Source organism: uncultured Bacteroides sp., assembly GCF_949298305.1.
Taxonomy (GTDB): domain Bacteria; phylum Bacteroidota; class Bacteroidia; order Bacteroidales; family Bacteroidaceae; genus Bacteroides.
Genome location: NZ_CASFWU010000043.1, coordinates 1 through 13473, shown reverse-complemented (window position 1 = coordinate 13473; position 13473 = coordinate 1). Strand labels below are relative to the sequence as shown.

General features: G+C 48.3%; 12 protein-coding genes and 1 riboswitch. Of the genes, 3 read left to right on the top strand and 9 right to left on the bottom strand.

All coding sequences use genetic code 11. The annotated features are described in order from the left end of the window. Nucleotides 1-5: 5 nt before the first annotated feature. The 4 genes from Q1Y74_RS07500 to Q1Y74_RS07485 form a co-directional block, all read right to left on the bottom strand. A complete protein-coding gene (locus tag Q1Y74_RS07500) occupies nt 6-887 on the bottom strand; it encodes a histidinol-phosphatase (protein ID WP_300813532.1) in 882 nt (293 codons plus the stop codon). A gap of 104 nt (nt 888-991) precedes the next feature. After that, nucleotides 992-2866, bottom strand: coding sequence for an ABC-F family ATP-binding cassette domain-containing protein (locus tag Q1Y74_RS07495; protein WP_300813476.1), 1875 nt, complete (start codon nt 2864-2866; stop codon nt 992-994). 49 nt (nt 2867-2915) lie between these two features. Then, nucleotides 2916-3722 (bottom strand): DUF3805 domain-containing protein, encoded by an 807-nt coding sequence (locus Q1Y74_RS07490; RefSeq protein WP_300813473.1) that lies wholly within the window; start codon nt 3720-3722, stop codon nt 2916-2918. A 78-nt stretch (nt 3723-3800) separates the two neighbouring features. After that, nucleotides 3801-5012, bottom strand: a complete 1212-nt coding sequence (locus tag Q1Y74_RS07485; RefSeq protein ID WP_300813530.1) for a hypothetical protein — start codon at nt 5010-5012, stop codon at nt 3801-3803. A 272-nt stretch (nt 5013-5284) separates the two neighbouring features. Here Q1Y74_RS07485 and Q1Y74_RS07480 point away from each other — a divergent pair, with 272 nt between their 5' ends. The 3 genes from Q1Y74_RS07480 to Q1Y74_RS07470 all read left to right on the top strand — a co-directional run bounded on the left by Q1Y74_RS07480 (nt 5285) and on the right by Q1Y74_RS07470 (nt 10434). Further along, nucleotides 5285-5974: a response regulator transcription factor gene (locus tag Q1Y74_RS07480; protein ID WP_300813471.1), complete on the top strand. Its 690-nt coding sequence runs from the start codon at nt 5285-5287 to the stop codon at nt 5972-5974. Further along, nucleotides 5949-7751, top strand: coding sequence for an ATP-binding protein (locus tag Q1Y74_RS07475; RefSeq protein ID WP_300813469.1), 1803 nt, complete (start codon nt 5949-5951; stop codon nt 7749-7751). Before Q1Y74_RS07480 ends, Q1Y74_RS07475 begins: the two co-directional genes overlap by 26 nt. A gap of 351 nt (nt 7752-8102) precedes the next feature. After that, nucleotides 8103-8304: riboswitch (cobalamin riboswitch) on the top strand. Between the two features lie 1365 nt (nt 8305-9669). After that, the gene (locus Q1Y74_RS07470; RefSeq protein ID WP_300813467.1) at nt 9670-10434 is read left to right on the top strand and encodes an RNA methyltransferase; all 765 of its coding nucleotides are present in this window, start codon (nt 9670-9672) and stop codon (nt 10432-10434) included. On the opposite strand, the gene Q1Y74_RS07465 is transcribed toward Q1Y74_RS07470, so the two are convergent. The 5 genes from Q1Y74_RS07465 to Q1Y74_RS07445 all read right to left on the bottom strand — a co-directional run. Continuing rightward, nucleotides 10385-10648 (bottom strand): hypothetical protein, encoded by a 264-nt coding sequence (locus Q1Y74_RS07465; protein WP_300813464.1) that lies wholly within the window; start codon nt 10646-10648, stop codon nt 10385-10387. The genes Q1Y74_RS07470 and Q1Y74_RS07465 overlap by 50 nt on opposite strands. Beyond that, entirely contained in the window at nt 10645-11661 is a 1017-nt protein-coding gene (locus Q1Y74_RS07460) for a DUF4296 domain-containing protein (RefSeq protein ID WP_300813462.1), read from the bottom strand. Before Q1Y74_RS07460 ends, Q1Y74_RS07465 begins: the two co-directional genes overlap by 4 nt. Continuing rightward, on the bottom strand, nt 11658-12287 hold the full coding sequence (locus Q1Y74_RS07455) for a lipoprotein signal peptidase (protein WP_300813460.1): 630 nt from the start codon (nt 12285-12287) through the stop codon (nt 11658-11660). Before Q1Y74_RS07455 ends, Q1Y74_RS07460 begins: the two co-directional genes overlap by 4 nt. Before the next feature lie 161 nt (nt 12288-12448). Next, nucleotides 12449-12829: a TraR/DksA C4-type zinc finger protein gene (locus Q1Y74_RS07450; protein WP_300813458.1), complete on the bottom strand. Its 381-nt coding sequence runs from the start codon at nt 12827-12829 to the stop codon at nt 12449-12451. A gap of 26 nt (nt 12830-12855) precedes the next feature. Further along, nucleotides 12856-13473, bottom strand: a 618-nt coding sequence (locus tag Q1Y74_RS07445) for a DUF5915 domain-containing protein (RefSeq protein WP_300813456.1), incomplete at its 5' end; no start/stop codon positions are given.

The following is a 13473-nucleotide window of genomic DNA, read 5'->3' as shown; positions in this document are numbered from 1 at the left end:
ACCGGCTATCTCAACGGCACCTCTGCCCACTGTCCCGCACGCAATTGCATCACAGACGTAAACCCGGCATTCCGTAAAGCCTCATAGGCTTCGGACATGCCGTTGCTGATGCGCTCGGGATAGTGGGCATCGCTGTTTACCTGGATGCGGATACCCAGCTCGCGGAGTAAAGGAAAATAACGCTCATCCGGATAGAAGACGCCCAGCTCACTGTATGCCTTCGTATTGATTTCCATCTGATACCCCCGACGTGCAATCTCGGCAAAGTAGTCGCAGACCAACCGTTCATACCAAGGTTCGTCCATAATGCCGGGACGACAACAGGAAGCATTGTAATGCACCTTGTCAGCATGACCTACAATGTCGAACCCACCCAGCTCCACCATCCGCCACGAGCGTTTGTAGTACTGACGCACCACCTGCTCCACATCACCGTGAAAATGCTCGTCAACCATCTGCCGGAACTTTCCGGCAGGCAGATCGGCATCGACCACCTTACCCGTTTCATCGTATAACAGGTGAACCGACCCGATGCGATAATCCAACGGCAGACGCCGGAAACATTCGGCAGCCGGATTGCTTTCCTCGTTCAGATAATCTATCTCAAGCCCGATATACAGTTCAATCTGTCCGGCATACTTCTGTTTCAACCGCTGGAATTCGTCCAGATAATCCTCCATGCGATCCCACTCCATCGTCCAGGCAGTAGAAAACGGAAGAGGAGCATGGGACGAGAAACCATAAGAAGTAAAACCACGGCTCAGAGCAAAACGCACAAAGTCTTCCATGCCGGCACGGCCGTCGCAGTAGAGGGAATGGCTGTGATAGTTAGCCTCACCCCCCTGCCCCCCTCTCCCAAAGAGAGGGGGAAGTAGATGAGATGAAATATCGGTTGTTGGTTGCATATCTATCTGATTATCTTTAATTATTCATTCAGAAAAGGTAACTCTTCCCCTCCCCTCTCCTTGGGAGAGGGGCCGGGGTGAGGCTTTTATTCTATCTCACTCAACTCCAGCCATCGCATCGTCTTCTCGTCAATCAACTCCGTCAGCTGCGGCAAGCGTTTCGATTTCTCAGTCAGCTCTTCCACCGACAACGCTCCGCTGCACAACGCCTCTTCTATGCTTTTCTTTTCTGCTTCCAAGGTGGCTATCTCTTGTTCCAGCTGCTCGAACTCACGACGTTCCTTGAAGCTCATCCGGCGTTTCTCATTGTTCCGTATCCGCTGAGGTTTATCCGTCTGTTGTGGCTTGGCAGCAGCCTGCTGCTCCTTGTCGTGACGTGCCTTTGCCTCCTTCCATTCCCTATACTGGGTATAGTTACCGGGGAAGTCGCGGATGTCGCCCCCACCGTTGAACACAAGCAGGTGGTCTACCACCTTATCCATAAAGTAACGGTCGTGGCTCACGACGATAACGCACCCCTTGAAGCTTTGCAGATATTCTTCGAGCACTTGCAGGGTAACGATGTCGAGATCGTTCGTCGGCTCGTCGAGCACCAGGAAGTTCGGATTACGCATCAGCACCGTACAGAGGTAAAGCCGCCGACGTTCTCCTCCACTTAGCTTGTAGACGTAGCTGTGCTGGGTTTCGGGAGTAAAAAGAAAGTGCTGCAGGAATTGCGAAGCGGTAAGCCGCTTGCCATTGCCCAGTTCGATGACCTCGGCAATGTCGCGGACTACGTCGATTACCTTCATCTGTTCGTCAAACTGAAGTCCGTCCTGCGAATAGTAACCGAAGCGCACAGTTTCGCCAATGTCCAGTGTACCACTGTCAGGCTTCACCAGTCCCATCAGTATCTTGATAAAAGTCGATTTTCCGGTACCGTTGTTGCCCACGATGCCCATCTTCTCGTAACGGGCGAAGATATAGGAAAAATCGTCCAATATTTTCAGGTCACCAAAAGCTTTGCACAAGTGGTCGGCCTCGAATATCTTGTTGCCTATGTAGGAAGCCTTGACATCCAGTTTCACATTGGCATCGTGGAAACGCTGCTTCGCAACCTTCTCCAATTCGTAGAAGGCATCTTCGCGATAGCGTGCCTTGTGTCCGCGCGCCTGCGGCATACGGCGCATCCACTCCAGTTCGGTACGGTACAGGTTGTTGGCACGTTCTATTTCTACCGTCTTGGCATCAATCCGTTCCTGCCGCTTCTCCAGGTAGTAGCTGTAGTTTCCTTTATAGGAGTAAATCGTGCGGTTGTCTATCTCGATGATTTCGGAACATACCCTGTCAAGGAAGTAACGGTCATGAGTCACCATCAGCAGAGTCAGGTTCGTGCGCCTCAGGTATTCCTCCAGCCACTCGGTCATGTCGAGGTCGAGGTGGTTGGTGGGCTCGTCCAAAATGAGAAGTTCCGGCTCGGTAATGAGCGCATTGGCCAGTGCAACCCGTTTCAGTTGACCGCCCGAAAGGTGTTTCACCGGCTTGTCGAAGTCGCGTATCTTCAGTTGGGACAGGATTTGCTTGGCCTTCTGTTCATAGTCCCATGCTTTCTCGTGGTCCATGCGCAGCAACAAATCGTCCAGCCCGGGATGCCCTTCCGTCTCCATACAGCGCTCGTACTCTTTGATAAGTTCCACCGTGCTGTTGCCGTGATGGAAACACGCCTCTATTACGGTCAGTTCCTCAGGATAACGCGGATCCTGCTCCAGGAAACTCACCCGGAGGTCGCGGCGAAAAGATATTTTGCCAGCATCGTAGCCCTCTTTACCAGAAAGGATACTGAGTAAGGTGGATTTACCACTACCGTTCTTGGCAATGAGACCGACACGCTGACCCTCGGCCAAACCAAAAGATATATCTTCAAACAAGACCAAGTCGCCAAAGGACTTCGTTAGATTTTCTACTTGCAGTATAGGGGACATTTCAATGAAAAATGAAGAATTAAAAGTTAAGAGAAAAACACTTCTGAAATCAGAAATTCTCCTGATACGCCTCCGCCAGATTCACCTTTCCGCCTGCCTTTACCTTACTCCACGCCAGTTTCATGGGGTCGGTCCAGCGGCCGGTAGCAGTATTCAACAGGACAGGTGCTTCACGATTGCCGTCAATCAGCGTATGCCATTCCAATCCGTCCATCTCGTTGGCGGCAATCACACAGAGCACGATACCCACGGCCAGCCACAGGTCTCTCTTTTTCTGACCTATCACCCCCCGGTCTATGATTTCCTGCATGTTAGCCACATCCTCTTCCTGACCCTGGAAGTCTTTCTTCAGCAGTTCCTTCACCGTCTTCTCCATCCATTCATAGGCTTCGTTAATCTGGTAAATCTCAGACAAACGGACGGTAATCAATTCCGCCGGATATTTCACTCCGGGCTTGCGAGCTTGCAGTGAGGCAATCACTTTTTCCGCATCGGCTATGGGTGCGCCCTCATGTACGGTAAACGAGCACTCGAATGCCAAATCATCCAGTGCAACAATCCAAATATGGGCCGTATAATGCTCACCCTCCTGTTCCAACGGTTCATAACTGTACGCACAGGAAAGTGATCCTACTTTCACCGCTACCGCTGCAGGATTCGCCTGCAACTCCTGACGGACACTTTTCCGGCCGTAATCTGCCTCACCCCGATAAGCCGAGATGCGGAAGTTTCCCGTCCATTCATCAGGATTATAAAAAAGAAACGAGCCCTCACAGTCTTCCGACTCGCTCCATGCGGCCGGATACTCCATGGAAAACCAGGCTCCGGGTGAAATGAATTTTTTGTATGATTCCATATCGTTGATTCTGACTTAGCTCCGCAAAGGTAGCATTCCCGACGCTGATATGCAAGCGGCCGGCACAAAAAGCAAGGCTCATTTGCCGATGGGCTGTATGTTCCGTCTTACGTCTTTCGATATTTCCAGAAACATATAGTTCAGCTTGCCGGAGTGGATACCTTCTTCGTTCTGCTTGTACTTTTTGTTGGCATACTCCTTTGACTTGTCGAATGTAAGGCGGGACATCTGGTTCTGCGTCTTTCCAACCACGGTGGAATCCGGCTTCTCATCAGGGAAAAACTCTTCCAAATCCACATCGCCTATCATGGTTGTCTCCAAGAAGTTCATTTCCTTGTGGTCGGAGCCGGTGTAATAACCCACGAACATGTGCCCCGGTGTGCGCACCAGTATCGGGTCAATATTGATGGCACGCAGCAGAGAGGCAAACAGCACACTGCCGTCCACGCAATTGATTTGAGACGAATTCAAGGCGTCATCGAAAGTACGGACCCGCTGGGAAAAGACCACATTGCTGGACAGACTGGTATTGGACACCGAACTGTAACGGAAGTTCCGCTTCTGCAACACATTCCACAAGGCATACACCTGCTTGTCCACTGCCTCGGGGCCGCCTGCCTGATAGCCCAGAAAACGGGTCACAATGCGGGTGTCCAGTGCCTCGCGCAACAATTGGTCAATCATGGGATTTTCCTCATTGACATAAGCCGCAAAGAAAATGCCGGTGTCGTGGAACTTGGTACCATTGGTCACATAGCCCAGCAGGCACTCGTTGATGCTGCGAACCGAGAAAGTACGTACCCGCTGCCCCAAACTCTTCCCGTTCAGCTCCACCGTAACAGCCACACTCACAGGCTCCGCCTGGTTGATATTCTTCAGAGCCTCGTAATTCCAGATAATGTCTGGATAAATAGTGTACTCTGTCCGTGGTTTTTCCAGTACGAATTCGGACACGGAACGTGCAAAAAAAGGAGTCTCGGCCACTTCAATCCTCACTCGGCTATAGGCCTTTCCGGAACGTACTCTGACAGCGATACATGATTTCGGATTGCCCACATACATGGAGTCGGCAGGCACAATCACCTGCGCATCGGTCGTGGCTACCGACAGAATACTGGAAGGAAAAATGTTGCCTCCCAATTCATCGGTAATCTCAAATCCGGACCGGAAAGGAGAATTGTTCAGCCATAGGGAACCGGCCACTACCACTGCCAACACCACAACTACCAACGGAATCCTCCATTTACGGCGCGATTCTTTCTCTATATTTATTAAAGGGAATGCGTTCATTTCTGTTTGTTCTTTATCAATTAATATCATGTTCTTTTAACAGGGCAAAGCCCCAGCAAAAATAACATTTTATTTGATAATTGGTTGTAAAACGACCCATCAAAATCAAATGCTTTCAAAGCAGGCAATCACAGATTGTAACCACATTGTAATACTTGTTTCATCCCATCGTAACAAAATAGCCCCACTTTTGCCAAGGATAAAAAATAAAGTCTAACTTTGTGAGCGGAGAGGGCCGAAACCTCCCATCACATGCTTAAAATAGGAATGCAATGAACAGTTACAGGATTTTAGTGGTAGACGATGAGGAAGATTTATGCGAAATCTTGAAGTTCAACTTGGAGAACGAAGGATATGAAGTGGATACAGCCAACTCGGCAGAAGAAGCGCTGAGAATGGACATAGGCAGCTATAACTTGTTGTTGCTGGACGTAATGATGGGTGAAATATCAGGATTCAAGATGGCCAGTATGCTGAAGAAAGACAAAAGGACAGCACAGGTTCCCATTATCTTTATCACAGCCAAAGACACAGAGAATGATACGGTAACCGGCTTCAATCTGGGAGCAGACGACTATATATCAAAGCCATTCTCACTACGTGAAGTAGCCGCTCGGGTGAAGGCCGTACTGAGACGGACACAGCAGCCCGATGCCGAACAGGAACCGGAACAACTGACCTACAAAAGCCTGGTTCTGGACATTGGAAAGAAAAAAGTGTGCATTGATGGAGAAGAGGTATCCTTAACCAAAAAAGAATTCGAAATACTGCTATTGTTACTGCAAAACACGGGGAGAGTGTTTTCGCGCGAAGATATCTTGGGGCACGTATGGAGTGACGAGGTGTATGTTCTGGACCGTACCATTGATGTAAACATCACCCGCCTGCGCAAGAAGATAGGCCCTTATGGAAAATGTATTGTAACCAGATTAGGATATGGATACTGCTTTGAAGCCGAATAAAAAAGGAAAGAGACATTTTCTATCTTTCAGCCGGAAGCTGTTCCTTTCGGTCATTTCATTGTTTTTAGTGTTCGCCATGTGCTTCCTGGCTTACCAATATCAGCGGGAAAAGGAATACAAAGTGGAACTGTTGAACCTACAGCTCCAAGACTATAACGAACGGCTGGCATTGGAACTGCGCAACATACCGGACAGCCTGCACTCAAAGGTATTGGACAACTATATTGCCAGCTATGTGAACAAGGACTTGAGAGTCACGGTAATAGACCTTCAGGGTAAAGTGATATACGACAGTTTTAAGAACAATAGCCACGAACCAGGCAATCACATCGGGCGCCCCGAGATACAGAAAGCGTTAAAGGAAAAGCATGGATTCGACTTGCGTCGCACATCAGAGACAACCGGTCTTCCCTATTTCTATTCAGCCACTCTATACAAGAACTATATCATCCGGTCGGCTCTGCCCTATGACGTCAATCTGGTCAACAATCTGGCAGCCGACCCTCACTACCTGTGGTTCACCATCATTGTCACGCTACTGCTGATATTTGTTTTCTACAAGTTCACTTCCAAACTGGGTACCGCCATCACGCACTTGCGAGAATTTGCCAAACGTGCCGACAAGAATGAGCCAATAGAAATGGACATACAGGCAGCATTCCCCCACAACGAATTGGGCGAAATTTCACAACACATCATCCAGATATACCGCCGTCTGCGTGAAACCAAAGAGGCCCTCTACATCGAAAGGGAAAAACTGATAACACACCTGCAGACCTCGCGCGAAGGCTTGGGAGTTTTCACTCGCGACAAAAAGGAAATTCTGGTCAACAATCTGTTCACGCAATACAGTAACCTGATTTCAGACTCTAACCTACAGACCACCGAAGACATTTTCGGAGTGAACGAATTCCAAATGATAACCGACTTCGTAGACAAAGCACAAAAGAAGCCCGGAAATGCGACAGGAGAAAAAAGGATTTCCATCCACATCAACAAAAACGGACGAACCTTCATCGTAGAATGCAATATCTTCCAGGACCTCAGTTTCGAAATTTCCATCAACGACGTTACGCAGGAAGAGGAACAAATTCGGCTGAAAAGGCAGCTGACACAAAACATAGCCCACGAATTAAAGACACCCGTGAGCAGCATCCAGGGCTATCTGGAAACAATTGTAAACAACGAAAACATACCGCGAGAAAAGATGCTGGTCTTTTTGGAACGCTGTTATGCACAGAGCAACCGGCTGAGCCGCCTGCTGCGTGACATTTCGGTACTGACACGCATGGATGAAGCCGCCAGCATGATTGACATGGAGAAAGTAGACATCAGCCTGCTGGTAGCCAATATCGTGAACGAGGTATCGCTGGAACTGGAAGAAAAACAGATAACCGTAGTCAATTCATTACAGCCCAAAATACAGCTAAGAGGAAACTACTCACTCCTGTACTCCATCTTCCGCAACCTGATGGACAATGCCATCGCCTATGCCGGCACACACATACGCATCCACATCAATTGCTTCCGTGAAGACGAAAACTTTTATTACTTCAGCTTTGCCGATACGGGCGTAGGAGTAGCACCCGAACATCTGAACCGACTCTTCGAGCGTTTCTACAGGGTGGATAAAGGAAGATCGCGCAAACTGGGTGGAACAGGGCTCGGGTTAGCCATCGTAAAGAACGCCGTTCTGATACATGGGGGAACCATTTCTGCCAAAAACAATGCAGGAGGCGGATTGGAGTTCGTGTTCACTTTGGCCAAAGAAAAATAAAAGCCCCACTCTCGATTGACGACCCGGAAAGCATTGACGCCCGATACTTGAGCTCATCAGCATATATCCAAACAATCAAGTCCCCCTCCCCTCAGCCCGTTAATACGGAATGAGGGGAGATAAATCAAATGCGTTTTTTCTTTTAGACACAAATCATGCGGGACGACACAGGCAAATAAAGAGCTTTTGTCCCCAATCATTTCTGATTTCACGTTCCTTTCTTTCAAATTGCCATTTGCAATACCTGAAGACCTCCCCCGCATTTTATACGGCACAAGTATTGTCCTTAAAAATCATTCGCCACACACACCAATTTGGCAGACATCCCCCTTGCCGTTTTCCAATTTTTTCTTACCTTTGCTCTGCATTGGTTTGCAATCCCCCGCGGGAAAGCAATTAAAAGGGAATCAGGTGAGAGTCCTGAACAGTCCCGCTGCTGTAAGTTTCAACATAAGGTTATAGACAACTGACCCCATGCCACTGGAATAAACTTCCGGGAAGGCGCCTATAACGGAAACAAGTCAGAAGACCTGCCATGCACATAATTTGTCATTGCTTTCGAGGAAAAAGCGTTGAGTCTAAGAGAATCGGGACAATCTGTCCATGTCCTTATCATTCAATCGAGTCTGATTCAGAGAAAGTAAAAGGCAATAAACTCTGCCAAGTTTATTGAAACGAGTCCGGCCGAAGCGATTTCGTCCGGACTTTCTTTTCTTACGACACGTTCGTCCCATTTCCCCAAACGTTCCCCGGCAGCATCTGTCCGTCCAGTAATCCTTTTATCTTCCAGACACCGATTAACACGAAGACAGATTATATGCAGGTCAGACTTCGCCGATTCACAATTCACACTCACCGAAGCTTGAATCAAAAAAGCATCTTTGTGCCGACAGTACACATTCACCCAACCTTTACATTTTGACATTCTGACTTTCCTAATGGACGAGAATCCATTATTTAGCCCTCCAGGCTGGCTTGCAAGAAAAAACGGAAGCAAAAACACGTAATCAACTGTATGAATGAGAAATAGCAAAATACTTACATTTGAAAGAGAGTAAAATGCAGCTTTCTTACGCGAAAATATCGTCTTCCGGACTGCCAAAAGCCACAATTGAGAAGTCGACTTTCCCTTTCGGGAGGTCCAAACAAGGCTTTTGGGTGCTCCACACACACATTTTGTGCGCTTCCGACAAGCAATCTGACCAGACAAAACAAGCGTTGTGGACGGACGAAGCAAGCATGGTAGACGGACAAAGCAAGCATGGTGGACAGACGAAGCAAGCAATGCAGGCTCTCAGAGCAATCCACAAGGCGCATTCCATCTTCCATTTCGCTCTGTTCAAAAGAATCCAGTGTAAGTAAAATCCGCTACATGCTGACTTTTTGCAAGCATTTAGCGACATAATATTACACGACAGACAAGTGTGTCCAAACGGGAAAAGACGAACCGAAAGAAAACAAATGCTGCGCCTCTATCATGTGAAAAAGATAAAGGTAAGCAGTCCCGCACTGTTTCCTCATCTTTTAGCTCATGGATAGCGGCATAACTTGAAACCGCGTATCGTGAAGAGCCCGTCTGCACATCAAAAGCAACATTAGGTGGCACCACAGGGAAGGACAAACATGTAGCATAGATTGATTTTGTCAAAAAGCCAAGTATCCGGCTTATTAAAACAAGCTATTTATAACATATCAAAGCGGGTTGAACGATTTCAAGTCATAAACCACCTACCCCGTAGCCACAAGAAGAATCCCCCGGCCTATTTTAAGACAGCCTTCTCTAAGCACCTCTCTCTCACTTTGAAGTCCTGCATCGACAGACATAAATGGAGATATCCAACGCCGATTGAAAATATTCTTGTATTTTTGTGCTCGGATTCACTACTGAGAACCCAGCTAACCACTAACCGCTATCCACATGCTGAGCAAAAACCGAATCAAATACATCCACTCACTTGAACAAAAAAAATACCGCAAAGCGGAAGGAGTTTTTTTGGCCGAAGGCCCCAAACTGGTAGAAGAACTGTTAGGTCGCCTGGAGTGCCGTTTGCTGGCAGCCACGCACCAATGGCTGAAGGGGCAGACTATAGTGCAGGCAACTGAAGTAGTAGAAGTAACGGAAGAGGAACTGGCACGTGCCAGCCTGCTGAAGACACCACAGCAGGTATTGGGCATCTTTGTACAACCGCAGGAACAGACAGATGCATCCGTCATCAGGAACTCACTCTGCCTGGCTCTGGATGATGTGCAAGACCCGGGCAACTTAGGCACCATCATTCGTGTGGCAGACTGGTTTGGCATAGAACATATCTTTTGTTCGCCGGGAACGGCAGATGCCTTCGGCCCCAAGACTGTGCAAGCCAGCATGGGGGCCTTGGCACGCGTTCATTTGCACTACACGTCCCTGCCTGCCCTGATAAGCGGACTGAACGAAGAAATACCAGTATACGGCACCTTCTTAAACGGCGATAATCTCTACGCAGAAAAGCTGGAGACGGAACGGGGGCTGATTATAATGGGTAACGAAGGAAACGGTGTGAGTCACGAAGTAGAACAACTGGTGAACCGTCGCCTGCTGATACCCAACTATCCGGCTGGCCGCACAACTTCCGAATCGCTCAACGTTGCGGTTGCTACGGCAATTGTCTGCGCTGAGTTCCGGCGACAGGCTGCATCAAAGTAAAATCAAAGGGATAATAATAGTAAGGGATAGGGACACCGTCCTCATTGCTAGTCTCTAAAGCAATCAGACCGGGTAACCACTCTACGTCTTCAATCTCCTCATTAAGCGGAAACATACGGACTACGCAACCGTTCTCCACTTCCACGACATGCTGTCGAAGAAAGTGTGAGTCGGGCAAACGCAGATAATGAGCAGCATATCGACGATGCTTCATGGACGTTCCTCCTTACTATGCAATGGAAGAGTCCGACGTTTCATCGGTTCTGGGCTGGAAACAGGCTTTTTCACTTCCTTGGCGTTATTCATCACAGGACGTGGCCGCTGCGGACGGGCGGAACGGACAGGCTTTTCCTCCAAAGAAGAAGAAGGAACGGCTATTTCCTCCTGTGCCACGGAATCGAATTTCTGGACAGATTCTTTCAGAGAGTCAGCAGATGCAGTCACACTGTCGGTAGGTATGCTGTCGGTGGCATGATAACGCATCAGCGAAATACGCCCAAGCCGCAAAATGCCATTCGGCTCTTCCTGCGGGAAATAAATAAATCCACGCACTTCATGAAGATGCCCCACTGTATCAGCCAAAGTCAGGGTCTCAGTACCCGAAGCAAGCACACGGCGCATGACGGTAGAGACTCGATCTCTGTCGCACACCAACTGCAGAGCCATCAAAGGCAAACAAGCCGTATCTGTAGTGGCATCGAAACTAAAATCTACATTCCAGCACAGAGTATCACGGTTCTGGAAATTGCTGTCAGTAGATAGGACGAAGGTTAACTTGTTATCCAAAGGCATACCGCTCAGTCTATAAGAACGCCTCCATGCCCACACATCCACACTATCGCCAGGTTGAGAAACTTCTACTTTATTCTCCCGCAAAGCGACCAGGCGATTAATGCCGTCTCGACTGGATTTGAGACGTTCGTTCACGGATGAATAGACCTTGGTGAGAGCTTCAGGGTTGCGCGAAAACCAAACCATAGATGAGTCAAACTCAGCCTGAGTAACTCCGTGTTTCCTAAAGACGGACTCAATGTAGAGCACCTTCTTATAAGATTCGTTATAGGGCAACTCCTCACCCAACGCTTTGGCTATATGATAATCGTAGAGCACATCGGCCATTTTGGCATCGGAGAGAACTGTGTCGGGCCTTTTCACCTGGCAGGAAACCAGACTGACCAGCATCAACAACAGAACGCAGCAACGGCGCATAGACTTCGTTCCTTTCATGATTTCCTCACTGCGTGATAAGAGTCATTAAGATACTTGCTATAAAACAACAGCAGGGCGATAATGCCACAACTGATAGCCGCATCGGCAAAGTTAAAGATGGGGCTAAAGAAGATAAAGTGTTCTCCACCCACAAATGGCATCCACGAAGGCCAATAGGTATCGATAATGGGAAAATAGAACATATCCACCACCTTGCCATAGAACCAAGGAGCATATCCACCACCCTCGGGCAGGAAAGTAGCCACACTGGAGGCAGTGCTCTCACTGAAGAGAACGCCATAGAACACGCTGTCGATGATGTTGCCCAAGGCACCCGTCAGGATGAGGGAAACGCAGACGATGAACCCCGTCTTCATGCCGTGCTTCACAAACTTGTAGAGGAACCAGCCTATCACCGACACAGCCACAAGACGGAAGAGAGTAAGAAACAGCTTTCCGAAAATCTCCATACCAAAGGCCATTCCGTTGTTTTCGGTGAAGAAGATGTAAAACCAGTCTGTGACACGGATGCTCTCATGCCAGTACATGTGTGTCTTAATCCAAATCTTGATAATCTGGTCTATCACCAGTACAGAGAATATGACAGACAAGGCAATCTGTCCTTTCGTAAGATATTTGTTCATCAGATAAATAGTGGTTAGTGATTAGTGGTTAGCGGTCAGTATAAGTAAGAGGGACAGTGGCAGGCATAAACAACGGTTAGTGGCGAACAGGCAACGGTCAGCAAAAGCTAACCACTCACCGCTCACCACTAACCGCTATATTCATGCTCCCGGCCGGTTGCTTACTTCTTACCGCTGTTTTTGGCTTCGATGCTCAAAGTGGCATGAGGAACAGCACGCAGGCGTTCGGCGGGTATGAGTTTGCCCGTTTCACGGCAAATACCGTAGGTTTTGTTCTCAATACGCACCAGCGCAGCCTGCAGTCCCTGAATGAACTTCAACTGGCGCTGTGCCAGACGGGTAGTCTCTTCCTTAGACAAGGTATTAGCCCCTTCTTCAAGAACTTTATACGTAGGAGACGTATCATCCGTATTGTTACCATCGGCACCCGTCAGACTTGCTTTCAGCATATCGTAATCCCGCTGGGCAAGCTCCAGCTTCTCCATTATAATTGCACGGAATTCTTCCAATTCGGCGTCCGAATATCTCGTCTTTTCTGCCATAACTTAACGTGTTTAATCAGTTAGTATTAATATGATTCCTTCACTACACTTACGTACAAGGAGAATTCATCGAAACTGAGTTCTGTACCATTGTCTACCTCGTCGGCAAGTGTCAGTGATACTCCCAAAACTTGATTGCAAATATAATCTTTATATTCATTTACCGCATCATCTGTTTGCGGATTTTTTGATAATGTAATCTTTATTTTATCCGTTATCTCAAACCCACTGGACTTGCGGATGTTCTGGATACGGTTGACCAGTTCGCGGGCAATACCCTCGCGACGCAATTCCTCAGTAACGGTTACCTCCAGGGCAACAGTCAGACGGCCCTCATTAGCCACCAACCAGCCGGGAATATCCTCGCTGAAGATTTCGACATCGGAAGTCTCAATGACCGCCTCGGAACCGTCATCCAAACGGAAAGTATAGGCACCGTTCTGTTCAAGAGCAGCTATTTCCTCCTGCGACATGGCAGCCACATAGGCAGCTACTGCCTTCATCTGCTTGCCGAACTTGGGACCGAGTTTCTTGAAATCACACTTCACCTTCTTCACCAGCACACCTGCAGCACCGTCCACAAACTTAATCTCCTTTACGTTCACCTCGCTCATGATAAGCGACTTCACGGCTTCGATGTGAGC